Annotated in this window: 22 protein-coding genes; 20 read left to right on the top strand and 2 right to left on the bottom strand. The window is 46.2% G+C overall.

The window, feature by feature from the left end:
* Window positions 1–21: 21 nt before the first annotated feature.
* Both AAAT93_RS07200 and AAAT93_RS07195 read right to left on the bottom strand, forming a co-directional pair.
* Window positions 22–861, bottom strand: coding sequence for a putative ABC transporter permease (locus AAAT93_RS07200; protein WP_181985464.1), 840 nt, complete (start codon window positions 859–861; stop codon window positions 22–24).
* Window positions 862–986: 125 nt separating this feature from the next.
* Window positions 987–2,405 (bottom strand): PLP-dependent aminotransferase family protein, encoded by a 1,419-nt coding sequence (locus AAAT93_RS07195; RefSeq protein WP_117780730.1) that lies wholly within the window; start codon window positions 2,403–2,405, stop codon window positions 987–989.
* 200 nt (window positions 2,406–2,605) lie between these two features.
* Here AAAT93_RS07195 and AAAT93_RS07190 point away from each other — a divergent pair, with 200 nt between their 5' ends.
* From AAAT93_RS07190 to AAAT93_RS07095, 20 genes are all read left to right on the top strand, one after another.
* On the top strand, window positions 2,606–3,442 hold the full coding sequence (locus tag AAAT93_RS07190; RefSeq protein WP_117780729.1) for a pyridoxamine kinase: 837 nt from the start codon (window positions 2,606–2,608) through the stop codon (window positions 3,440–3,442).
* Between the two features lie 131 nt (window positions 3,443–3,573).
* On the top strand, window positions 3,574–4,350 hold the full coding sequence (locus AAAT93_RS07185; protein ID WP_227572880.1) for a ZIP family metal transporter: 777 nt from the start codon (window positions 3,574–3,576) through the stop codon (window positions 4,348–4,350).
* A 42-nt stretch (window positions 4,351–4,392) separates the two neighbouring features.
* The gene (locus tag AAAT93_RS07180) at window positions 4,393–5,013 is read left to right on the top strand and encodes a flavodoxin family protein (protein WP_227572879.1); all 621 of its coding nucleotides are present in this window, start codon (window positions 4,393–4,395) and stop codon (window positions 5,011–5,013) included.
* A 63-nt stretch (window positions 5,014–5,076) separates the two neighbouring features.
* Window positions 5,077–6,357, top strand: coding sequence for a glutamate-5-semialdehyde dehydrogenase (locus AAAT93_RS07175; protein ID WP_021984274.1), 1,281 nt, complete (start codon window positions 5,077–5,079; stop codon window positions 6,355–6,357).
* 21 nt (window positions 6,358–6,378) lie between these two features.
* The gene (gene pap / locus AAAT93_RS07170) at window positions 6,379–7,863 is read left to right on the top strand and encodes a polyphosphate:AMP phosphotransferase (RefSeq protein ID WP_021984275.1); all 1,485 of its coding nucleotides are present in this window, start codon (window positions 6,379–6,381) and stop codon (window positions 7,861–7,863) included.
* Window positions 7,864–7,922: 59 nt separating this feature from the next.
* Window positions 7,923–8,756 carry an undecaprenyl-diphosphate phosphatase gene (locus AAAT93_RS07165; RefSeq protein ID WP_021984276.1) on the top strand — a complete coding sequence of 278 codons (834 nt, stop codon included), beginning with the start codon at window positions 7,923–7,925 and terminating at the stop codon, window positions 8,754–8,756.
* Window positions 8,757–8,783: 27 nt separating this feature from the next.
* Window positions 8,784–11,150, top strand: coding sequence for a beta-glucosidase (locus tag AAAT93_RS07160; RefSeq protein ID WP_227572878.1), 2,367 nt, complete (start codon window positions 8,784–8,786; stop codon window positions 11,148–11,150).
* A 35-nt stretch (window positions 11,151–11,185) separates the two neighbouring features.
* On the top strand, window positions 11,186–12,643 hold the full coding sequence (locus AAAT93_RS07155; RefSeq protein ID WP_021984278.1) for an aminoacyl-histidine dipeptidase: 1,458 nt from the start codon (window positions 11,186–11,188) through the stop codon (window positions 12,641–12,643).
* An 18-nt stretch (window positions 12,644–12,661) separates the two neighbouring features.
* Window positions 12,662–13,708 (top strand): histidinol-phosphate transaminase, encoded by a 1,047-nt coding sequence (gene hisC, locus AAAT93_RS07150; RefSeq protein WP_118545088.1) that lies wholly within the window; start codon window positions 12,662–12,664, stop codon window positions 13,706–13,708.
* Between the two features lie 108 nt (window positions 13,709–13,816).
* Entirely contained in the window at window positions 13,817–14,713 is an 897-nt protein-coding gene (locus AAAT93_RS07145) for a DUF5688 family protein (protein ID WP_021984280.1), read from the top strand.
* An 84-nt stretch (window positions 14,714–14,797) separates the two neighbouring features.
* Window positions 14,798–15,001, top strand: coding sequence for a cold-shock protein (locus AAAT93_RS07140; protein ID WP_021984281.1), 204 nt, complete (start codon window positions 14,798–14,800; stop codon window positions 14,999–15,001).
* A 214-nt stretch (window positions 15,002–15,215) separates the two neighbouring features.
* Window positions 15,216–15,809: a TetR/AcrR family transcriptional regulator gene (locus AAAT93_RS07135; RefSeq protein ID WP_021984282.1), complete on the top strand. Its 594-nt coding sequence runs from the start codon at window positions 15,216–15,218 to the stop codon at window positions 15,807–15,809.
* A 28-nt stretch (window positions 15,810–15,837) separates the two neighbouring features.
* Window positions 15,838–16,227 (top strand): response regulator, encoded by a 390-nt coding sequence (locus AAAT93_RS07130; protein WP_021984283.1) that lies wholly within the window; start codon window positions 15,838–15,840, stop codon window positions 16,225–16,227.
* A 10-nt stretch (window positions 16,228–16,237) separates the two neighbouring features.
* Window positions 16,238–17,563 carry a replication-associated recombination protein A gene (locus AAAT93_RS07125; protein ID WP_021984284.1) on the top strand — a complete coding sequence of 442 codons (1,326 nt, stop codon included), beginning with the start codon at window positions 16,238–16,240 and terminating at the stop codon, window positions 17,561–17,563.
* Between the two features lie 11 nt (window positions 17,564–17,574).
* Window positions 17,575–19,050: an efflux RND transporter periplasmic adaptor subunit gene (locus tag AAAT93_RS07120; protein ID WP_227572877.1), complete on the top strand. Its 1,476-nt coding sequence runs from the start codon at window positions 17,575–17,577 to the stop codon at window positions 19,048–19,050.
* Window positions 19,050–19,754 carry an ABC transporter ATP-binding protein gene (locus AAAT93_RS07115; protein WP_021984286.1) on the top strand — a complete coding sequence of 235 codons (705 nt, stop codon included), beginning with the start codon at window positions 19,050–19,052 and terminating at the stop codon, window positions 19,752–19,754. Before AAAT93_RS07120 ends, AAAT93_RS07115 begins: the two co-directional genes overlap by 1 nt.
* Window positions 19,747–20,988 (top strand): efflux RND transporter periplasmic adaptor subunit, encoded by a 1,242-nt coding sequence (locus AAAT93_RS07110; RefSeq protein WP_227572876.1) that lies wholly within the window; start codon window positions 19,747–19,749, stop codon window positions 20,986–20,988. Before AAAT93_RS07115 ends, AAAT93_RS07110 begins: the two co-directional genes overlap by 8 nt.
* Window positions 20,989–21,007: 19 nt before the next feature.
* Window positions 21,008–22,309, top strand: coding sequence for an ABC transporter permease (locus tag AAAT93_RS07105; RefSeq protein ID WP_195540793.1), 1,302 nt, complete (start codon window positions 21,008–21,010; stop codon window positions 22,307–22,309).
* A gap of 27 nt (window positions 22,310–22,336) precedes the next feature.
* The gene (locus AAAT93_RS07100; protein ID WP_021984289.1) at window positions 22,337–22,582 is read left to right on the top strand and encodes a hypothetical protein; all 246 of its coding nucleotides are present in this window, start codon (window positions 22,337–22,339) and stop codon (window positions 22,580–22,582) included.
* 80 nt (window positions 22,583–22,662) lie between these two features.
* Window positions 22,663–23,169, top strand: a complete 507-nt coding sequence (locus AAAT93_RS07095) for an SEC-C metal-binding domain-containing protein (protein WP_021984290.1) — start codon at window positions 22,663–22,665, stop codon at window positions 23,167–23,169.
* Window position 23,170 lies beyond the last annotated feature (1 nt).

The following is a 23,170-nucleotide window of genomic DNA, read 5'->3' as shown; positions in this document are numbered from 1 at the left end:
CTGGATTTTCTTTTTCTTATATTATTTCGTTTTTCTAAGCTCGTTAATACGTTCTTTGATGGATTCAAATTCAGCCTTGTGTTTAAAGGATACAGAACCCGGGTTACGGCTTAAGATACGTGTAGCATGCTTGCGCATCTTCTGGGAGCGGTGATCAACACGATCTCTGGCTGCCTGGAGCCGGTTCTGGAATTCTTCGGTGAGTTCTTCTTTGCTCTTGTTAAATTCCAATCCTTTCTCTTTCAGATAATCCTGGAACTTTGTCTTGTCATCCTCCGCAAAGGCATGTATCACATCAAGACGTTTCTGCAGACGCTGGACTTCCTCGTTTTCAAGGATGATCTTCTTTAAATCAAATGCTTCCTGTGCAGATGTAATCATATCCCAGATAAAATAAACCGCGAATATGATATCGATGACCATCAGAGGTACAGCAGGAAGGGATAAAACAAGTTTTTCAATCGGGGTATGCACAAGCCCGGTCAGAAGCAGTGCACAGACGCCCCATGTGAGAGAACAGCCAAGACAGATATAACCGTGCAGGTTACAGAAGTCGTAGGTGTAATCCCAGTATTTGACATGGAAGATCTGTTCCATCGCCCATCCGGTAAAGTATTCAAGCAGGGTGGCACCAAGCATACCGAACAGGAAAATTAAAAAATAGTTATTGCGGACCGGAATGGTGGAAATCAGAATGATCACAGCACCAAATCCGTAAATCGGAAGAAACGGACCATGCAGGAATCCACGATTGACCCATTTCCTGTGTTCCCATGACACATATAAGCTTTCACCGATCCATCCGATGAGGCAGTAGATGATGAAAAAGGCAATCCATTGCCAGAGATTATAAGCGAACATAATATCCTCCTTTGTGTTTGCGTATAAAGATAACATAAGTATAACATTTGTTGTTTGTGAAGAAAATATACATTTTCAAATATATATATGGAACCGTTCAAATAATTGAAATGATGCTGCAGGCATCATAGCAAATCGCTCCAGGCACTGCTGAGCCGTTCGATTACGACCGGGATATCGTCCATGTTAAGTCCGGAATAGTTGATGATCGCGGTGTGGTCGTACCGGCTTATATCGGATTTGAAATCATAGCTGTAATAATCGGAGACGAATGCGAGTGTGATATCGTGTGTCTGAGCCATCGCCTGTAATTCCTGATCACTTTTTTTGCTGTCAATATGCAGCAGAAAATGCAGCCCTGCATTTTCCTGGCTGATTGTAATCCTATCAGCAATTGGACTTTGCTTAAACCCTGCAATCAACTCATCACGCAGGCTGCGATAGTGGTTCCGCATACGATTGATATGTTTCTCGAAATATTGATCCCGTATAAAGGCTGCAAGTGTATACTGCTCGAAATTCGATACCGTACAGGCATAAAAGCCAAGCTTGTTGTAATACAGGTGAAGCAGGGACTTGGGAAGGACCATATAGCTGATACGGATCGTGGAGGCAAGGCTTTTGGTAAAGGTGTTAAAATAGATAACCTTGTCCGTGGTATCCATTGAGAACAGGGATGGAATCGGCTTTCCCTGCAGACGGAATTCACTGTCGAAATCATCTTCAATAATATAGCGGGAATTCGATTCATTTGCCCATTGCAAAAGTCCATATCTCCGGCTCACAGAAGTTACAATGCCGGTTGGAAAATGGTGGGATGGAGATATCTGGATGATGTCGGGAATCGTCAGGTTCCGGGCATCTAATTGAATCCCCTCCTCGTCCATCTCGAGCGGTGCAACCTTCACACCGAGAGCCTCATAGATGCTGCGGATCTTCTTGGAACTCGGATTTTCCAGTCCGTAGACAAGATCCCGTCCAAGCAACTGTACGATCAGGCCATACAGGTATTCTGTTCCGGCACCGATCATGATCTGCTCCGGGGATGCGTTGATGCCGCGGAATTCGTGCAGATGTCTGGCAATGGCTGTACGTAATTCCGGTACACCGCCGGCAGGTGGAGGCACTAACAGATCCGGACTTTGCTCACTCAAAATCTGACGAGTCAGCTTCGCCCAGATAGAAAAAGGAAAATTCTCCGGAGCTGTATGATTGGAAATCAGATTGATGGAATTGTCATGGACGTATGGCTTTTGTGCTTCAATAAGGTCAGATTCGTTGTTTACAGAAACGATCTGACTTTGTATCGGGGAAACAAAGAATCCGCTTTTGGGTTTGGAATAGATGTATCCTTCTGCCATCAGCTGTCCATATGTGTTTTCAACCGTGACAATGCTGATGCCGTGATTGCTTGCAAATGCACGTTTGGATGGTAGCTTTTCATTTGGGGATAAAACACCGTTTATAATGTCAGTTTTCATGCAGTTATAAAGGTATTCATACAGGCTTTGACCGCCGCGTTTATCGAAAGAGTAGGTTAACATGATAAGCTCCTTTTTCTGTGTTCTGGCATTTTTAGATGAAAATGCCGTTATTTAATATAAAATCGGATGTTTTCTGTTGAAAAGTATAAACTATATTTATGATTTTGTAAATCTGACATTTCTAGATATTTTACAATTGGAGATTTACACAAGGTCAAAGTGACTATATAGTTAGAGAAAATAAAAAAGAGGTGTTTAACATGACAGATAAAAAAGTTTTGACAATTCAGGATATTTCATGTATGGGACAGTGTTCCCTTACAGTCGCACTTCCAATCATCTCGGCATGTGGCGTAGAGACTATCATACTGCCTTCGGCGGTATTGTCTACACATACAGGTGGATTTACCGGGTATACATTCCGTGATCTGACGGAGGATATTCCCGGCATTATGGATCACTGGGAGAAAGAAAACATCAGCTTTGACTGCCTGTACACCGGATACCTCGGCAGTATCACGCAGATTGAATATGTGTATGATCTGAAAAAACGTGTTGTGAAGGAAGACGGACTTCTGATCGTGGATCCGGCGATGGCAGATAACGGAAGCCTGTACTATGGATTTGATGATGCGTTTGTTGCACAGATGGCAAAGCTCTGTGGCAGTGCGGATATTATCCTTCCGAATATTACAGAGGCGGCATTTATGACTGGCTGTGAACTGCGGTTAGAAGGACAGGATGAAGCGTATGTACAGATGATTTTAGAGGCTCTTGCGAAGCTTGGCTGCAAGAAGATTGTTTTAAAAGGCATCAGCTTTGAAGATGATAAGATCGGAGTTGTCGTATATGACTGCGCAGAGAAAAAAGCAGAATATTATTTCACAGAGAAGGTGCCAAAGAGCTCACATGGAACCGGCGATTGTTATGCGGCAGCTTTTACAGGTGCGATGATGCAGGGAAAGACGATTTCCGAAGCTGCAAAGATGGCTGCTGATTTCGTTGTGGACAGTATTAAGAAAACAGACGACGGACACTGGTATGGCGTATGCTTTGAGCGTGCATTGCCGATGCTTGTGACGGAATTGAACAAATAAATGCGTATTACTTATATCTGAATCCCCAAGGAAGGATTGCATTGGTTTTGACCGTGCAATCCTTTATTCTTTGTTGCCGATTCCGGTTATTTTGTATATAATATGGATATCTATGAAATAAGGAGGCATATATGAATATATTGATTGCCCTTGGCATACCTTTTATAGGAACAACACTTGGCGCGGCAATGGTATTTTTTATGAAAGAAAAGATCGCTCCGAAGCTTGAGAAAGCGCTGCTCGGCTTTGCGTCCGGCGTGATGATCGCTGCATCGGTCTGGTCGCTTCTGATTCCTTCGATCGATATGATGGAGGCACAGGGCGGCATCGCGTGGGTGCCAGCGGTGGTCGGCTTTTTGCTTGGCATCGCATTTTTATTGTTATTGGATACCCTGATTCCGCATCTGCACTTAAACAGTGATAAGCCGGAGGGTGTACATACGAAGATCAGTAAGACACTGATGATGCTGTTTGCAATCACGCTGCACAATATACCGGAAGGCATGGCGGTCGGTGTCACGATTGCCGGTGCGCTTGCAGGCAATGCCGGAATTACGATTACGGGTGCATTTGCCCTGTCACTTGGTATTGCGATTCAGAATTTCCCGGAGGGCGCGATTGTCTCTATGCCGTTAAAGGGCGAAGGTATGGGAAAACCGAAAGCATTTCTGTGTGGTATGGCATCCGGCGCAGTGGAGCCGGTGTTTGGATTTCTGACAATCCTGCTTGCAGCGCAGATGACGAAGATTCTTCCGTATTTCCTGTCTTTTGCAGCTGGTGCGATGATCTATGTTGTTGTGGAGGAACTGATCCCGGAAGCACAGGCGGGCGAGCATACGAATATCGGAACGATCGGTACAGCAATCGGCTTTGCGCTGATGATGGTGCTCGATGTGGCACTTGGATAAATAATTTAATATAGAGTCAGTTAGAATAAGGAGTGGAATAAAATGAAAGTATTGATGTTGAATGGAAGTTCCCATATCAATGGAACGACGATGGCAGCCTTGACCGAGGTCGGAAAGGCACTCGAGGAAGATGGCATCGAGTATGAGATTTTCCAGATTGGCGGAGGTCCGGTCGCGGATTGCCTTGGCTGTGGACAGTGCACAGAGAACGGATGTATCTTCTCCGATGATGCGGTAAATGCCTTTGTGGAGAAGGCAAAAGCCGCGGATGGATACATATTCGGTACGCCGGTTTACTATGCGCATCCAAGTGGACGGATCCAGTCGTTCTTAGACCGGGTATTTTACAGCAGCGGTAAGCATTTTGCACATAAGCCGGGCGCTTCGGTGGCAGTAGCCAGACGTGGCGGCACCGCGACGACCTTTGATGTGCTGAACAAATATTTCGGTATCACGCAGATGATTACCGTCGGTTCGACCTACTGGAATCAGGTGCATGGAAGAAATGCAGAGGATGCGGCGAAGGATCTCGAGGGTATGCAGACGATGCGGAACCTCGGACACAATATGGCGTGGGTGTTGAAATGCTTAGAAGCTGGTAAGGAGAAGGGGCTTGTGCCGCCGACGGCAGACCGCTCGAACCAGACGAATTTTATACGATAGTAATAAGAAAATACAATGTGTGAGTTCTGTGATTTTTGTGGAACACACAGCAAGGAGGAGCATATGACGATAGAAGAACAGGCAGGACTTGTGAAGCTGGCAAGCCCGAAGCTGGCAGGAACAACCGGTGAGCTTCGTGACCAGGCGCTTTTGGCAGTTGCGAAAGCATTGATGGACAACAAGGATGCGATCTTTGACGCAAACAGACAGGATATGGAACAGGCAGAAAAAGATGGGATTGCAGCGCCTGTCTTAAAGCGTCTCAAATTCGATGAAGGAAAGCTGCGCGATGTCATAAATGGTATTCATGATCTGGTGCAGATGCCGGATCCACTGTTCCAGACGAAGCTTGCCAGAGAGCTCGATGAGGGACTTACCTTGTACCGTGAGACATGTCCGATCGGTGTGATCGGTGTGATCTTCGAGGCAAGACCGGACGCACTTGTGCAGATATCCGCACTCTGTATCAAGAGTGGAAACTGTGTGATCTTAAAGGGTGGCAGTGAGGCGACAAAGAGCAATAAGATCTTATTTGATACGATCTATGCGGCGGTACGGGAAGCAGGACTTCCGGAAAACTGTATGCTGCAGCTCGAGGCAAGAAGTGAGATCAATGAGCTGCTTACCTGTCAGAGTTCTGTGGATCTGCTGATCCCACGTGGGTCCAATGCATTTGTGCAGTATATTATGAGTCATACGAATATCCCGGTTATGGGGCATGCGGATGGCATCTGTCATATCTATGTAGATAAGGATGCGGATATCGGGAAGGCGATTCCAATTATCTTAGATGCGAAGACACAGTATGTCAGTGCCTGCAATACCGTAGAGACATTGCTCGTACACAAGGATATTGCGAAGGAGCTGGTTCCGAAGCTGGCACAGGCACTTAAAGAAAAGCACGTCGAGCTTCGTGGAACGAAGGAGATTCAGGCGCTGGTAGATTGTGTACCTGCGACGGAGAAGGACGATGATACCGAGTATCTTGATTATATTTTGTCGGCGAAGATTGTGGAATCGGTGGATGAGGCAATCGACCATATCAACCGGCATGGTTCCCATCACACGGACAGCATCGTGACTGAGAACAAGGAGACGGCACTTCATTTCATGCGAATGGTTGATTCAGCAGGCGTATATCAGAACTGTTCCACACGGTTTGCCGACGGCTACCGCTATGGATTTGGCGCAGAGGTCGGCATCAGTACAAGTAAATTACATGCGAGAGGTCCAGTCGGGTTAGAGGGATTGCTCAGTTACAAATATAAGCTGTTTGGCGATGGACATATCGTCGATGATTATGCACAGGGAAGAAAGAAGTTCCATTTTGTTGATTTGCCGTAAGAGGTAAGAAGGAGGATGCCTATGGAGAAAACGATCGCATCAATCACGAAACCGAAGGACGAGGAACTCAAGGAGAGACTGTCCGCAGCGAGAGAGAAGCTTGCCACCTTGCAGATCAAGGTCAAAGAAGCGAAGCTTCCGGTACTGGTTTTGTTCGAGGGATTTGGGGCTGCCGGAAAGGGCAGTGTGTTAAGCAAGATCATTAAGAACATGGATCCGCGTTTTTTCCATGTTGAGACAATGGATCAGCCGGAGCCGACCGAGCTTCGGAAACCATTTTTATACCGATATTTCAAGCGGATTCCGGAGAATGGACAGTTCACGTTCATGGATGGCGGCTGGATGGAAGAAATCGTGAGAGACCGTGTGCATGAGCAGTTGGACGAGGAAGCGTTTGGAAAGAAGATCTGCAGTATCAAGCGGTTTGAACGGACACTTTCGGATAACGGCTACACGATCCTGAAATTCTTCTTTTATATTGATGAGAATGAGCAGAAGAAGCGGATGGAGGAGCTGCTTGCTGATGAGAACACGGCATGGCGTGTCTCCGAGGAGGACTTGTGGCAGAACAAAAAGCATAAGAAATGTTCAGAGGTTTATCAGACTTACATGGAGCAGACAAACCAGTCGTATGCACCGTGGTATGCCATTGATGCAAAGAGTAAGAAATGGGCAGAGCTGCAGATCTTAGAGCGTATCAATCAGAATATTGAGACTGCGCTTGCAAACAGTGGACGTGCAGTACCGATCCTGCCGAATCTGTTCCCGCTTTCTCCAATCCCGAAGCTTGCGGATGTGGATTTGAACAAGGAACTTACCGAGGAAGAATATCAGGAGAAGCTCGAAAAGCTGCAAAAAAGGTTGTCGGAACTGCACAATGTGTTATATCGTGAGAAGATTCCGGTTATCATCGCTTATGAGGGCTGGGATGCCGCCGGAAAGGGTGGTAATATCAAGCGGATTGCTGCGGCTCTCGATGCACGCGGTTATGAGGTTCACCCGATTGCAAGCCCGGAGCCACACGAGAAAAACCGGCATTTCCTGTGGCGCTTCTGGACCAGACTGCCGAAGAGCGGACACATTGCAATCTTCGACCGTACCTGGTATGGACGTGTGATGGTAGAGCGTCTGGAAGGCTTCTGTTCGGAAAACGACTGGCAGCGGGCGTACAACGAGATCAATGAGTTCGAGAAAGAACTTGATGATTGGGGTGCCGTCATCGTGAAATTCTGGGTGCAGATCGACAAGGATACCCAGTTAGAGCGGTTCACACTTCGTCAGAATACCCCGGAGAAACGCTGGAAGATCACTGATGAGGACTGGCGAAACCGGGAAAAATGGGATCTCTATGAGGATGCGGTTAATGAGATGCTGCAAAAGACAAATACGACGTATGCGCCCTGGCATATACTGGAATCCAACGATAAAAAATATGCGCGCATAAAAGCGTTGGAGATTGTGATTCAGGCGATGGAAGAGCAGATCAAGAAAAAGAAAAATTCATAAAATATTAAAATCAAAAATGCAGGGCGTTTCGGATACAAACGCTTCTGCCGGAGGAAACCATGTTAAGTATAGTTGAAATTTTAAAGGTTGTTTTTTTAGGAATTGTAGAAGGAGTCACAGAATGGCTTCCGATCAGCAGTACCGGACATATGCTTCTGGTGGATGAGTTCATCCAGATTCAGGCATCCAAAGAGTTCAAGGAGATGTTTTTTGTTGTCATTCAGCTTGGCGCAATTTTGGCAGTTATCCTGTTGTTCTGGAAAAAAATGTGGCCATTTCAGATGAAAGATAAGTCAAAACCGGTCTGTGTGAAGGAGACATTTTCCCTGTGGTTTAAGGTTGTTGTTGCCTGCATCCCGGGTGCTATCGTGACACTGCTGTTTGATGATTATATCACAGCACATTTCGAGACGCCGTATGTGATCGCAGGTGCCCTGATCTTTTATGGTATCGTTTTTATCATCGTGGAACGCTGGAACAAGACGCGGACACCGAAGGTGGAGAAGCTGGAAGATATCACATATAAGACTGCGTTTTTGATAGGTCTTTTCCAGGTGTTATCCATTGTACCGGGTACATCCCGCTCCGGTTCGACGATCATAGGAGCACTCCTGATCGGTGTATCCCGTGTAGCAGCTGCTGAATTTACATTCTTCTTAGCGGTTCCGGTTATGTTTGGATATTCGCTTTTGAAGGTAATTAAGATGAGTGTGGCAATCACAAGCTCGGAGCTTGTGATCCTGATTGTCGGCTGTGCCGTTGCATTTGCTGTTTCACTTGTAGTGATCAAGTTCCTAATGAGCTATATCAAAAAGCATGATTTTCAGGTGTTCGGTGTGTATCGTATCATCCTCGGCATCGCCGTGATCGCATATTTTGCACTGGCTGCATAAAGCTATCTATATACTGGAGGAAAAGGAATGGAAATACAGGAAATTATAAAGAATATGACGCTCGAGGAGAAGTCGCATCTGGTAAATGGTGCGACCTTCTTCGGAAGCTATGGAATCGACCGTCTCGGTGTGCCGCGTATGCAGCTTCTGGACGGTGCAACCGGTATGAATCTGGAGCAGGTATTCGGCGATATGACCGAGTATGAGGACTGGTCGAATGCCGAGGAGCGTAAGCAGATCGACGCAGATACGAGCAAGCCGGTCAATATGATTGGAAGCACGCGGCTTGTACATGTGATTGAGCATTATTTTGAGCCGGAGAAGCTTTCGGAAGATGAGAAGGTGTTATACGGCTGGGTGAAGAAGCATATGGACGTGCGCCTGCAGGGTAAGGATTATGCACCGGGCTGTTATCCACCGGGCATTTTGCTTGGCTGTACGTGGAATCCGGAGGTAATCCGCAAGGTTGGTGAGGCACTTGGATTAGAGTGTTGTGTCTATGGCGTGCATTTCCTGCTCGGACCAAATGTCAACATTCTGCGTGATCCGAGAAATGGACGTCTCTTCGAGGGATATTCTGAGGATCCGTGTGTCGTATCGAAGCTTACACCGGAAATCGTCAAGGGCATCCAGAGCTATGGTGTCTCTGCAACCGTGAAGCATTATGCGGCGAACAGCCAGGAGACAAACCGGGTAGGAATCGATGAGACGATCTCGAAGCGTGCATTGGAGGAAATTTATTTTCCGGGCTTCCGTGCGTGCGTAAAAGAGGGTGGCACGAAGTCTATCATGAATGCGTACAACCGGATCAACGGTGTGCGCTGTACAGAGAGTGCATGGTTATTAGAGGAGAAGCTGCGCAAGGATTTCGGCTTTGACGGTATGGTAATGTCGGACTGGGGCGCTGTCTTAGATCCTGCAAAGGCACTTGCTGGCGGAACGGATCTCGCGATGCCGGGACCGGGCGAACCACAGGCAATCTATGATGCAGTGAAAGCAGCTACACTGTCAGAGGAGAAGGTCGATCAGGCATGCGAACGTGTACTTACTGCAATCAAGTGGATTACAGAAAACTATAAGAAGGAAGAAGTTGACAAGCTTCCGGTAGATGAAATCATAAAGCAGACGGACGAGGCAGCCTACGAGGCAGCCTGCGAGGGAATTGTACTGCTTAAGAATGATGCAGCCTGCCCGCTTGCAAAGCATACGAAGATCGCACTGCTTGGCAGCGGACATGCACAGATGTTAGAGTGTGGCTCCGGTTCTGCCGGGATTGATACAAGCCGTCACGGGGACGTAGCGGCAGAGTTTGCACGGTATTTCGATGTAGTTGACGAAGCGCAGGCAGAGTATGTGGTTATGATCGGCATCGTACCGGGCATGGAAGGAAATGACCGGAAGACACTTGCGCTTGCCGATGAGGATCTGGCAGTGTTAAAGCGGTTAGCACAGGCTGGCAAGAACGTGATCTTAGTTCTGAACACATGTGGACCGATCGATATGCGTGAGATTGATACAGACAATGTAAAGGCAGTCTTTGCAACGTTCCTTCCGGGTATGGCAGGTGCAAAGGCACTTTCCGATATGATCGCAGGTGAGGTAAATCCATCTGGTAAACTGACGATTACATTCCCGGAGCGGATCGAGGATATGCCAACATACATGAATTTCCCAGGAGATGGGTATCATGTATCGTATGGCGAAGGTATCTACGTCGGTTACCGGTATTATGATAAGAAGAAGCTCCGTCCAAGGTATCCATTTGGCTATGGCATGTCGTATACAACATTTGACTGCAAGCTGGTGGATGCGGCAGTCGATGGGGATACGATCAAGGTTCATACAACCGTGGAGAATACCGGTAAGGTCGCAGGTAGCGAAGTCATACAGATCTATATTCATGATCCGTACAGCACACTTGCAAAGCCGGAGAAGGAGCTGAAAGCCTTCGAGAAGGTGAAGCTTGCACCGGGCGAGAAGAAGGATGTAACTTTCGCGATTGCAATCCGGGATCTCGCATCGTATGATATGGATCTTGAACAGTTTGCAGTGGAGGAAGGCTATTATGATATTCTGGCTGCAACCTCTTCGGCAGCGGAGAATGTATTTGGCGAGACACGCATCTATCTCGATGTGAAATCTCCATATAGTTATAGTGTGGATACACAGCTCAAGGTCATCTGCGAGGATGATGCACTGCTTACAGCGGCAAATCAGGCGTGGGCAGCCGAGGGCTGGGATATCGGCGTGATCCGGAACAATTATCAGTATTCCCCTCAGAAGTCCCTGCGCGAGATTCTGGTTTATCTCGACGCACACCTTAGGACAGAGGAGAAGGTGGCACATTTCATTGCCGCATTTGAAGAGAAAGTAAGAACTATAAAGAAAAAATAATATGCATGTAATTGTGAAAAAAGGAGGCAGCCACTATGGCAGTGCTTGCACAGTTAGAACCGAAAGCAGTCTTTCATTATTTTGAGGAGATCTGTGGGATTCCGCACGAATCTTCGGACACACAGGCAATCAGCGATTATTTGGTTGCATTTGCAAAGGAACGGAATCTCTATGTGAGACAGGATACACTTGGAAATGTCATCATCAAGAAACCGGCGACGAGCGGTTACGAAGATGCGCCGGTCGTGATGTTACAGGGACATATGGATATGGTCTGCGAGAAGACAGACGACAAGGAGATTGATTTCCATACGCAGGGATTGGATCTGGTGCTCGAGGGAAATGTGATCCACGCAGACCGGACAACCCTTGGCGGTGATGATGGAATTGCCGTTGCGTTTGCACTTGCCATTTTGGATGCTTCCGATATTCCGCATCCGGCACTCGAAGTTGTGATTACGGTCGACGAAGAAATCGGCATGCTTGGTGCGGCAGGGATTACAACCGATGATCTGCAGGCATCGTATATGCTGAATCTTGATTCGGAGGATGAGGGACAGCTTCTGGTCGGCTGTGCCGGAGGTATGACGGCGGTCTGCCATATGCCGATTGTGTGGGAAGCATGTAATCTGATGCATCCGGTCTGTATGCAGCTTAGTGTGGATGGACTGCTCGGTGGACATTCTGGCATGGAGATCATCAAGCAGCGCGCGAATGCGAACAAGACGCTAGGCAGAACGTTAAAGGCGATACAGACAGCGGCAGACATCCGGCTCGTGTTGATCGACGGTGGCAAGAAGGATAATGCAATTCCACGTGCGGCACAGGCAGTGTTTGTCGTGGAAGCAGAAGCAAAGGATACTGTGAAGCAGGCGGTGCAGACGCTGCAGGCGACGATCAGCCATGAATACCAGGTAAGTGATCCGGATGTGACATTGAAGATAAAAGAATGTACAGAAGCGGTGGCACAGGTGATGAACCGTGCGAGCGGCGATGCAATTATCGATGCACTCGTACTGCTTCCAAATGGCGTGCAGAAAATGAGTGATGCGATGCCGGGACTCGTGCAGACGTCGCTCAATCTTGGAATTCTTACCATGAAGGAAGAGGAAGTACAGATGGGATTTTCGGTGCGGAGCAGTGTAGGCAGTGAGAAGAATCTGCTTGCTTTACAGATCCGGACATTGTGTGAACATCTGGGTGGACAGTACACGGAGAGCGGGACATATCCGGCATGGGAGTATAAGCAGGAATCAAAGCTGCGCGATGTGATGGTCGCTGTCTACGAGGAGTTATATGGCGGGAAGCCGAAGCTGGATGTGATCCATGCGGGCGTGGAATGTGGACTTTTCATGGATAAGATGAAGGATCTGGACTGCGTGTCGTATGGCCCGCAGATGTATGACATCCACACACCGAACGAGCGATTGCATGTTGACAGCGTGCAGAGAACGTGGGAATATACACTGGAGATCTTAAAGAGACTGAAATAGTTTGGAGGAACGAGACTTATGGGAAACTGGGAAGCAAATATACGAAAGGTTGTGCCATATGTACCGGGCGAACAGCCAAAGGAACAGGACATTATCAAGTTAAATACAAATGAGAATCCATATCCACCGGCACCTGAGGTATTAAATAAGCAGGTAGAGTTAGAAAATCTGCGTCTGTATCCGGATCCGGCAGCGACAAAGCTGGTTGATGCAATCGCAGAGTATCACGGTGTGGATAAAAATCAGGTATTTGTCGGTGTCGGAAGCGACGATGTACTTGCAATGTCATTTATGACATTTTTCAATTCGGGAAAGCCGATTTTCTTCCCGGATATTACATATTCCTTCTACGATGTGTGGGCAGATATGCTCCGGATTCCATATGAGACGAAGCCGCTCGATGCGGACTTCCGTATCAAAGCGTCCGATTATTATGGGGAAAATGGAGGCGTTGTATTCCCGAATCCGAATGCACCAACCGGAATCGCAGAGCCGGTTGAATTTGTGCGTGACATCGTAAGCCACAACCCGGATGTGATCGTGATCGTGGATGAGGCATATGTCGACTTCGGTGGACAGACAGCACTGCCGCTTCTGAAGGAATTTGACAATCTGCTTGTTGTCCGTACATTCTCGAAGTCCCGTTCGATGGCAGGACTCCGTATCGGATATGCGCTCGGAAATGAGAAACTGATCGGTTACTTAAACGATGTCAAATATTCCTACAATTCCTATACGATGGATCTGACAAGCATCGAGCTTGGAACCTGCTCGATCAAGGCAGATGACTATTTTAAGGAGATGGTCAAGAAGGTTGTCGATACGAGAACATGGTTTGTAAAGGAGATCGAGGCACTTGGATTTACTGTGCTTCCGTCAAGTGCGAACTTCGTATTTGCGACACACAAGACGATTCCGGCGAAAGAAATATTTGAGAACGCAAGAGAACATAAGATTTTCGTACGGTATTTTGATAAGCCAAGGATTGACAATTATCTGCGTATCAGCATTGGAACCGATAAAGAAATGCAATTATTTGTTGCATTTTTGAAAACTTTGCTGTAAGTGGTTGTGCTTTTGTAAAAAAGAAAATATAATAGGGGATGTCATCATTCAGACATGTCCGGTCTGAATTTTCCTACGTGAATTATTTAGAATAAAGGAGTTTTAAATATGGAGCGTATGGATTTTAAATCTTTTTGTAATGCCGTGGTAAACGGTATCGCAGAGTATCTTTTGCAGTATGAGATCGAGAGCATCCGGCTGGAGACGGTGTGTCATAACAATGGCGTCGAGCATGTCGGACTTGTGATCTTATTGCAGGGAGATTATGTATCCCCAACGATTTATCTGGAACAATATTATCAGTATATGGTGCGGCAGCAGGCATCGCTTTCGGATGTGTTAGAACTGGTCGCAAAGGAATACAGACGGGTGGAAGACTGCCTGCAAAAGCAGGAACCGTTGACAGTTGATCTGGATCAGATGCAGAGCCGTGTGTTTTTGCGTCTGGTGAATTACGAACGCAATCAGGAGACGCTTGCAAACTGCCCGTATATTCCGTTTCATGATATGGCAATTACGTTCCGCTATCTTGTAAAGATGGACGAGGCGGGGATTGCGTCTGCGTTGATTGACTATGACAGCATGGAGAAGAGCGCATGTACAGTGGAAGAACTGTACTGTATGGCAAAGGAGAACACGATCCGGTTGTTTCCGCCATTTCTTATGCGGCTGGATGAGTTTTTGCGGACACGGTTTCCACAGGAACATGTGTATCCGGAGGAGCCGGAGGTCTATATCCTATCGAACCGGCAGTTTATCTATGGTGCGACGATGCTGCTCTACAAGGATGTGGTCGCCTCGTTTGCAGAGCAGATGGGAAAAAGTGTCTACATCGTGCCGTCGAGTGTGAACGAGCTGTTATTGTGTCTTACAGATGCAAAAAAAGAAAAGGAAATGTTAGAAAATACACTGCGGGAAGTCAATGAATTTGTAGTTCCCGACACGGAATTTCTGTCAGATGCGGTCTATTTTTACGATAAAGAATTGGGAAATATTGTAGGATAAATGCTTGACGAATGCACGTGTGTGTGCTATTGTTAAGACGCATTTTCAGATAGAAATGCGATTTTAAAAATTGGAGGATTTGTCATGACAAAAGGTACAGTAAAGTGGTTCAACAGCCAGAAGGGCTTTGGATTCATCACAGACGAGAACGGCAAGGATGTATTCGTACATTACTCAGGACTGAACATGGAAGGTTACAAGAACCTTGAAGAGAATCAGAAGGTTGAGTTTGATGTTGTTGATGGCGAGAAGGGACCACAGGCTACAAACGTAACTGTTATCAAGTAGTTTAGCTTAATCAAGTAACAGGGTACCTATATTTTATAGATTCTGCATGCATTGTTATACTGAATTTTGAATTGGGATTTGTTATATTTATTGAGTGAAACAAAGTAGGAGTCACCGTGTAAAACGATGGCTCCTATTTTTGTATTTTATTGACAAAAACAGGCAAATGGCATAGAATGAACGTATGTAAAAAATAGGACGGAGAGGAATACTATTGGGGGACAGCTTTGTATCGAGAAAAGATAGAATAATTGCATCTGCAATCGAAATTATCAGCGAATCCGGATTATCAGCTCTTACAACTAAAAACCTTGCCCTGAAGGAAAATATGTCAGAGGCACTCATGTACAAATATTTTGGCGGCATTGATGAAGTGCTCGTGGAGGTGGTCGAAACATATTCAAAGTTTGACAAAGGCATTCGTCAGACGGTGCAGGCAAAGGATGCAACCTATGTGGAAAAACTGATCGATTATCTGGAAGCGTATGCAACCTATTATGATAACTATTATGCGATTTCCACATTGATGCTTCAGTATGAAGAACTGTTACATATCGTGGAGACGCGGGAGAGGATTGCATGGTGCATCACAGAACGTTTGGCATTTCTGGGAGACTTGTTTCAAAAAGCAATGGACGCCGGAGAAATCTCAGACGTCATTTCGGCGCCTGTGTTGGCAAACAATGTAACGGGTATGGCGATGAGTCATATATTGGAACGCAGAATTTCTTATCACAAGAAGTCGTTCAAGGAAGAATATATGGATAATATTCAGAAATGGATGCAGTTACTTCAGATAAAAAAATAAGCGTGAGAATAGGATTGGGAGGCAGTTTATGAAAGTATTAGTAGCAGAGGACGATTTGGCAAGTGGAAAATTTATGCAGAAGCTGTTGTCAAAGTATGGCGAAGTCGTACTGGCAAGAGATGGAATCGCGGCCGTGGATGAATTTGTAAATGCGGTCAGCACGAACGAACGGTTCGATCTGATCTGTATGGATATTATGATGCCAAAGATTGATGGATATAAGGCGCTGGCGTCTATCCGGGATGCGGAGCGGAAGCTTGGCACACCAAGAGACAAGCGCTGTAAGGTCATTATGATCAGTGCACTTGATGAAGGGTTTGATGCAAGTTATGCGAGTGATGATTATGAGGAGTACATGTGTAAACCGATTGATATCATGAAGTTTGACAGCCTGATTCGCAAGCTTGAGATCATCTAGGTAAAAACAAATGGATTTATTTGATTATATGAGAGAGACAAACATGAAGAAGGGCGAATCCCCGCTTGCAAAGCGGCTTCGGCCGACTTCATTGGACGAGGTAGTTGGGCAGGAGCACATTCTTGGAAAGGATAAGCTGTTGTACCGTGTGATACAGGCAGATAAGCTCAGCTCGATTATCTTATATGGTCCACCAGGGACGGGGAAGACAACGCTTGCGATGGTGATTGCCAATACGACGAGCGCGGTATTTAAGGAACTGAATGCGACGACTGCCGGGAAGAAGGATATCGAGGCAGTGGTGAAGGAATCAAAAGATAATCTCGGAATGTATGGCAAGAAGACGATTCTTTTTGTGGACGAGATTCATCGGTTTAACAAAGCGCAGCAGGATTATCTTCTCCCGTTTGTAGAGGATGGAACAGTAATACTGATAGGCGCGACAACGGAGAACCCTTATTTTGAAGTGAATTCTGCGTTAATATCGCGCTCTTCTATTTTTCAGTTAAAACCGTTATCGAAGGAGAACATCAAGACGTTGATCCGGCGTGCAGTGACCGATACCGAAAAGGGTATGGGAAGCTATGACGCGGAGATTACGGAGGAGGCAGTTGATTTTCTGGCAGATATGTCGGAGGGCGATGCGAGACATGCACTGAATGCAGTTGAGCTTGGCATCCTGTCGACCGAGCGGAATCCGGAGACGGGGAAGATTGTGATAGATCTTCCTGTGGCGGAGGAGTGCATTCAGCGGCGCTCCATACGATATGATAAAGACGGAGATAACCACTATGACATTATTTCCGCGTTTATAAAAAGCATGCGTGGTTCCGATCCGGATGCCGCCGTGTATTATCTGGCAAAGATGTTATACGCAGGGGAGAGCGTGACATTTATCGCCAGAAGAATTATGATTTGTGCCAGTGAGGATGTCGGCAACGCAGACCCGCAGGCAATACAGGTGGCAACCGCATGTGCACAGGCAGTGGAACGTGTTGGTATGCCAGAGGCGCAGATCATATTGGCGCAGGCGGCAACCTATGTGGCATGTGCACCGAAGAGCAATGCGGTAGTCAATGCGATTTTCGATGCGATGCAGGCAGTGAAAGAGGTTGGAAACTGTCAGGTGCCGGTCTATCTCCGGGATGCGCATTATTCCGGGGCGGAAAAGCTTGGCAACGTTGGATACAAGTATGCACATGACTATGAGAATCATTATGTGGAGCAGCAGTATCTGCCGGATCAGTTAGTAGGGAGAACATTCTATAAACCGGGGAATCTCGGATATGAAAAGCATATACAGGATTGGTTTCACCTGATAAAAAAAGAAAAGTAAGAGGTATGGGAATGAAGAAAAAGGGAATCATCATTTTAATTGTAGTACTGCTTGTTCTTGCAGGCGCAGCCGGAGCAATTTATTATGTTCTGCATAATAAAAAGGCGTCAAACGAAGAGTTGGTATATGCCACAAAGATATCCGACTTAAATGGAGGATATGACCTGACAGAAAGCCGCTATATGGGAACGGTCGAGTCACAGGAGGTCAAGGGTGTAAACCGTGACAGTGACAAGAAGGTCAAGGAATTGTATGTGAAGGAAGAAGATGAAGTCAAGGCAGGTGACGTACTGTTTGAGTACGATACCGAGTCCATGGAGTTACAGCTTCGTCAGTTGGAGCTGGAGCTTACAAGCATCAACAATAACATTGCGACACTGAACCAGCAGATCGCATCGCTTACGGCAGAGAAGGCGGCGGCACCAGCGGAGGAGCAGTTAAGCTACAGCGCACAGATCCAGAATCTGCAGGCACAGGTCAATCAGGCCAACTATGATGCAAGTGCAAAGCAGCTGGAGATTGATCGTCAGAAGCTCTCTATGGAGAATACAAAGGTTGTTGCTCCGATGGATGGTATTATCAAGACAATCAATGAGAACAATTCGACAAGCAGCTCGGATGATGATAGCAGCAATAGTAATTCGGATAATGGTTCAGATTCGACAAGCAACGCGTATATCACAATTATGGCAAAGGGCGATTACCGAATCAAGGCAACCGCAAGCGAACTGACAGTCCGCAGTATGTCAGAGGGACAGAGCATGATCGTTCGTTCCAGAGTCGATGATTCGACATGGACTGGTACAGTGACAAAGATCGATCTGGAACATCCGGATAACGGAAATAATGATGGTTATTATATGGGATCGAGCGGAACAACTGCAACGAAGTATCCATTTTATATCAGCCTGGACAGCACGGATGGTCTGATGCTCGGTCAGCATGTCTATGTGGAAACAGACTATGGACAGGGTGACGTGAAGGAAGGTCTGTGGCTGGATGAATATTATATCATGCAGGAGGACGATGGTGCCTATGTATGGGCAGAAAATGCAAAGGGATACATCGAGAAGCGTAAAATAGAACTTGGTGAGTATGATGAGAATATGATGCGGTATCAGATTCTGTCTGGTCTGACGGAGGATGATTATATTGCATATCCAGAGGATCGTGTCAAGGAAGGTATGAAGGTCACACATAACTATGAGGATGTTATGATCGATGATACAGGGGATGATGGAGTCATCGATGACGGTTCTTATGATGACGGCGCTTATGACGATGGTTCTTATGATGATGGAAGTATCGATGATGGATATACAGATGATGGCTATATCGATGGTTACACGGATGATGGTATTTTAGATGATGGCAGCATAAATAATATTGATGATGGTGCGAATATGGACGGTATTGATGGATCCGTGGAAGAAGCTGCACCACAGGATGAATCTGCGCCAGACAGCGATAGCGAGGTGGTGCAATAGTGTTACTGGAATTGAAAAATATCTATAAGAATTATATTCAGGGCACGATGGAAGTGCCTGTACTGAAAGATATCAATCTCTGTGTAGAAGAAGGGGAGTATGTGGCGATTATGGGTCCGTCGGGTTCTGGTAAGTCCACGCTGATGAATATCATCGGATGTATTGATAAGCCAACTTCAGGAACCTATCTGCTTGATGATGTGGAGATTGAGAAGTGCAAAGATAAAGAACTTTCCGAAGTGCGCAACCAGAAGATCGGATTCGTATTTCAGAATTTTAATTTGCTGCCAAGACAGAGTGCACTTGACAATGTAGCGCTTCCGTTACAGTATGCGAAGGTGCCGATCAAGAAACGGAAACAAAAGGCAAAAGAAATGCTGGAGATGGTTGATCTGGCGGATCGTGTCAGCTTCAAGCCAACACAGCTTTCCGGTGGACAGAAACAGCGTGTGGCGATTGCACGTGCGATGGTGGCAGATCCGAAGATTCTGCTTGCCGACGAGCCGACGGGAGCACTTGATTCCAAATCAGGTTTACAGGTGATGGAGCTGTTTGACACACTGCATAAGCAGGGAGTGACGATTATTATGATTACGCACTCTGACGAGATTGCGTCTTATGCAGATCGAGTTGTAAAAATCATTGATGGTGAGCTGTATGAGGGAGATGCCCAGCCGGTGACCGGAGGTGATGAGCATGAATAAGGCAAAGAAAATAATTATTATCGTTCTTTCCTGCGTAGTTGTGCTCGGTGGTATTTATTTTGCACTCCGCACCTTGAAGCAGAAGAATCAGAATAGCAAGACTGCAGGCGTCTATGCGGTCAGCGATATTGGATATGACGCTTCGGATATGTGGGATAACAGTACATTGAGTGGAAATGTGACTGTGAATTCTGAGCAGAAGGTCTATGTAGGAAAGACACAGTCCGTATCGGAGATCAAGGTAACGGAAGGTCAGAGCGTGAAAGCAGGCGATGTGTTGCTTGTGTATGATACAACTGCCAACGACTTACAGTTAGAACTGCAAAGATCGGAACTGGAGTTATCCCGCGTGTCGATTATTGATGCACAGCGTGAACTCGAGAAGTTAAAAGCAACTACACCATTAGAGGATATTCCGACAACAGAGGCACCGGCGACTCCGGTTGCAACAGGTTCAGATGCGCCACAGCCGGATCCGGATACGGATCCAGATGCAGATACTCCTCCGACAAGAGAGGAATTGAAAAATCAGATTGCTCAGAAAGAGCAGGAAATCAAAACGATGCAGACGCAGTATGAGATTGCACAGGTCAAGCTTCAGATGGAAGAGATGCAGAACGCAACCGGTGAAGTACTGGCGAATTTCGATGGCGTGGTAAAGAGCGTGATAACTGCGGATGAAGCAGCTTCGAGCGGTGATCCGGTTCTTGTTGTCAGTGCGGCAGATGGATATCTGGTCGAAAGCCAAATTGGTGAGCTTGCAATGTCAACGGTCAAGGTTGGTGATACCGTATCGATGTATTGCTATGATACCGGTATGAATTATGAAGGTACGATCACAGAGATTTCTACGTTCCCGGCGGATGGATATACGAATTACAATGGCAAGGTGGAAACCTATTATCCAATCAAGATTGCGTTAACTGATTCCACGGATGTCAGTCAGAATATGTATATGGAGATTACTTTGAATTCGGGCGCGGAAGATACGAGTGGTGGATTTTATCTGTCAAAAGCGTTTATGAAGCAGGAAGGAAGCAACTATTATGTGATGAAAGATGTCGATGGTAAGCTTCAGAAGACCTATATCAAGGTAGGAAACAAGACATCCGGTGATTCCGTGCTGGTGCTCGGCGGTTTGACGATGCAGGATTATATTGCATTCCCATATCTCGATGAGGCAGTGGAAGGCGTAAAGACTGTAAAGAAGTCGACGGATGATCTGTATAATTGATAAGAAAGGAAATCAGTCTATGTTAGAAAATATAAGATTATCGTTCCAAGGTATTTGGGCACATAAGATGCGTTCCCTTCTTACCATGCTTGGTATTATTATTGGTATTGCGGCAATTATTGCGATTGTATCAACAATCAAGGGAACCAGTGAGCAGATCAAAGAGAATCTGGTCGGCTCTGGAAATAATATTGTAAATGTAAAATTGTATCAGGGTGAATGGACCTATACATCCGGTGATTCTTCTACACCAGAGAATATGCCAATGGTCACAGATGATATAAAAAATGAGATTCTGGCAGTGGATGAGGTAACGGCTGTTGCATCTTATCGGTATGGCGCACTTTATGAAGGTATCAACAGCGGAACAAAGGATCTGGGCAATGCACCGGTTTATGGTGTAGATAAGGATTATTTCCGTGTGATGGGATATACCGTGCAGACCGGGCGACTGTTTGAGGATCAGGACTGGACGAATTATACCAAGGGCGTAATTCTGGATACCGTTGCAGCGAATACATTGTTTGCAAGTGAGAATCCGATCGGTAAGACCATGGAGATCAAGGGCGAGCCGTTTATTATTGTCGGTGTTGTTGAACAGATTGATGGGTTTACTCCGAAGGTTACCAATATGAATGACTGGTATACCTACTATGGAAATACATCCTCCGGTCAGGTGTTTATCACAGATGTCAACTGGCCTTTGATCTTCTCGTTTGATGAGCCATATAACTTGGTTGTGAAGCCGGCGGGTACAGATGCCATGACAAATGCAGGAAAGAAAACGGCGGATATCATGAATTCCTATATGCCAGCCACAAGCAGTGAGAATGTTTCGGAAGGCGGAACGGATGAAGATAGCAGCAGCTCTTCATTTAAGTATAAGAGTGAAGATCTTCTGGAGACTGCGAAGGCAATGCAGGAGGTCAGTGCATCGACAAGCCAGCAGCTCATATGGATTGCAAGTATTTCTCTTTTGGTAGGTGGTATCGGCGTTATGAATATCATGCTGGTATCTGTGACAGAACGTACGAGAGAGATAGGTCTGAAGAAAGCGTTAGGAGCTAGAAAATCAGTGATTTTGATGCAGTTCCTGACAGAGGCAGCTGTGCTTACAAGCATGGGTGGTATCATCGGAGTTGGCGCTGGCGTGGGACTTGCATATCTGATTTCTGATGTTGCATCAGTTCCGGTTGCAATCAGCGGAGCAGCGATTGCAATCTCAGTAATCTTCTCTATGGTGATTGGAATTGTGTTTGGATTTATTCCTTCGGTCAAGGCATCGAACCTGAATCCAATCGATGCACTTCGATATGAATAAACAAAACGCTGCGGCGATGGAGAGAGTATGGAAGAAGAAAAAAAGACAGAAACATATGAACAAAGTATACGCAGACGTCCTGTCTTACGTGTGATGGCGTGGGTGGGACTGGTCGTGATCTTTGCACTGATTGTATTGGTGATCGTGACCGGCGTGACAGGCAGCAAATATTTTATGCCGAGTCTTGCGCTGATGATCATAGTGCCGATACTCATTTATGTGGCGCTTTGGCTGGGGAAGGTTCTGCAAAATCACAGAAAGAATCGGTCTTGAAAAATAAAGGCTGGTTTGCTATACTAGATTGGATGAAAAAATGAAAGGGAAACACAGGATAACACTGTGTAGGTACGGTTATGAGTTTATTAACAGAATGGCGTGAGCATGCATATAGTCTTGATGACAGAACTCCAGAAGGAAAGGAGTTTTGGCTTGATTACTTCCAGAGAGAAAAGGCAATCTATGAGAAGATTCTTGAGAATCCGGTTGAGATCGAGGGCGGTACAGTCAAAGAACTGGCTGAGAAGTACGATATGAGTATTGAGCTGATGATCGGATTTCTGGATGGTATCGAGGACAGTCTGATCGTGCCAAACAAGGTCGATGAGCTGGAAGAAGATTCACAGGTAGCGCTTGGTTATGATCCAGAGAAGCTTTATATGAACATGGTAGACTGCAACGCAGAGTGGTTGTATACACTTCCACAGTGGGATAAGATCCTGACTCCTGAGAGAAGAAAGGAACTGTACAAGATCCAGAAGTCTTCCAAGACAATCGTAAAGCCGCCAAAGGTTGGACGTAACGATCCATGTCCTTGCGGAAGCGGAAAGAAGTATAAGAAGTGCTGTGGAGCGAATGCATAAT

This window comes from Coprococcus hominis (ex Arizal et al. 2022), from assembly GCF_040094675.1.
GTDB lineage: Bacteria > Bacillota > Clostridia > Lachnospirales > Lachnospiraceae > Coprococcus_C > Coprococcus_C hominis.
This window is presented reverse-complemented; position numbering and strand designations above follow the sequence as displayed.

Excerpts from the sequence above, each read along its gene's own strand:
- AAAT93_RS07200 (WP_181985464.1), bottom strand. The coding sequence starts at position 861 with ATGTTCGCTTATAATCTCTGGCAATGGATTGCCTTTTTCATCATCTAC.
- AAAT93_RS07195 (WP_117780730.1), bottom strand. The coding sequence starts at position 2,405 with ATGTTAACCTACTCTTTCGATAAACGCGGCGGTCAAAGCCTGTATGAA.
- AAAT93_RS07190 (WP_117780729.1), top strand. The coding sequence starts at position 2,606 with ATGACAGATAAAAAAGTTTTGACAATTCAGGATATTTCATGTATGGGA.
- AAAT93_RS07185 (WP_227572880.1), top strand. The coding sequence starts at position 3,574 with ATGAATATATTGATTGCCCTTGGCATACCTTTTATAGGAACAACACTT.
- AAAT93_RS07180 (WP_227572879.1), top strand. The coding sequence starts at position 4,393 with ATGAAAGTATTGATGTTGAATGGAAGTTCCCATATCAATGGAACGACG.
- AAAT93_RS07175 (WP_021984274.1), top strand. The coding sequence starts at position 5,077 with ATGACGATAGAAGAACAGGCAGGACTTGTGAAGCTGGCAAGCCCGAAG.
- pap (WP_021984275.1), top strand. The coding sequence starts at position 6,379 with ATGGAGAAAACGATCGCATCAATCACGAAACCGAAGGACGAGGAACTC.
- AAAT93_RS07165 (WP_021984276.1), top strand. The coding sequence starts at position 7,923 with ATGTTAAGTATAGTTGAAATTTTAAAGGTTGTTTTTTTAGGAATTGTA.
- AAAT93_RS07160 (WP_227572878.1), top strand. The coding sequence starts at position 8,784 with ATGGAAATACAGGAAATTATAAAGAATATGACGCTCGAGGAGAAGTCG.
- AAAT93_RS07155 (WP_021984278.1), top strand. The coding sequence starts at position 11,186 with ATGGCAGTGCTTGCACAGTTAGAACCGAAAGCAGTCTTTCATTATTTT.
- hisC (WP_118545088.1), top strand. The coding sequence starts at position 12,662 with ATGGGAAACTGGGAAGCAAATATACGAAAGGTTGTGCCATATGTACCG.
- AAAT93_RS07145 (WP_021984280.1), top strand. The coding sequence starts at position 13,817 with ATGGAGCGTATGGATTTTAAATCTTTTTGTAATGCCGTGGTAAACGGT.
- AAAT93_RS07140 (WP_021984281.1), top strand. The coding sequence starts at position 14,798 with ATGACAAAAGGTACAGTAAAGTGGTTCAACAGCCAGAAGGGCTTTGGA.
- AAAT93_RS07130 (WP_021984283.1), top strand. The coding sequence starts at position 15,838 with ATGAAAGTATTAGTAGCAGAGGACGATTTGGCAAGTGGAAAATTTATG.
- AAAT93_RS07125 (WP_021984284.1), top strand. The coding sequence starts at position 16,238 with ATGGATTTATTTGATTATATGAGAGAGACAAACATGAAGAAGGGCGAA.
- AAAT93_RS07120 (WP_227572877.1), top strand. The coding sequence starts at position 17,575 with ATGAAGAAAAAGGGAATCATCATTTTAATTGTAGTACTGCTTGTTCTT.
- AAAT93_RS07110 (WP_227572876.1), top strand. The coding sequence starts at position 19,747 with ATGAATAAGGCAAAGAAAATAATTATTATCGTTCTTTCCTGCGTAGTT.
- AAAT93_RS07105 (WP_195540793.1), top strand. The coding sequence starts at position 21,008 with ATGTTAGAAAATATAAGATTATCGTTCCAAGGTATTTGGGCACATAAG.
- AAAT93_RS07100 (WP_021984289.1), top strand. The coding sequence starts at position 22,337 with ATGGAAGAAGAAAAAAAGACAGAAACATATGAACAAAGTATACGCAGA.
- AAAT93_RS07095 (WP_021984290.1), top strand. The coding sequence starts at position 22,663 with ATGAGTTTATTAACAGAATGGCGTGAGCATGCATATAGTCTTGATGAC.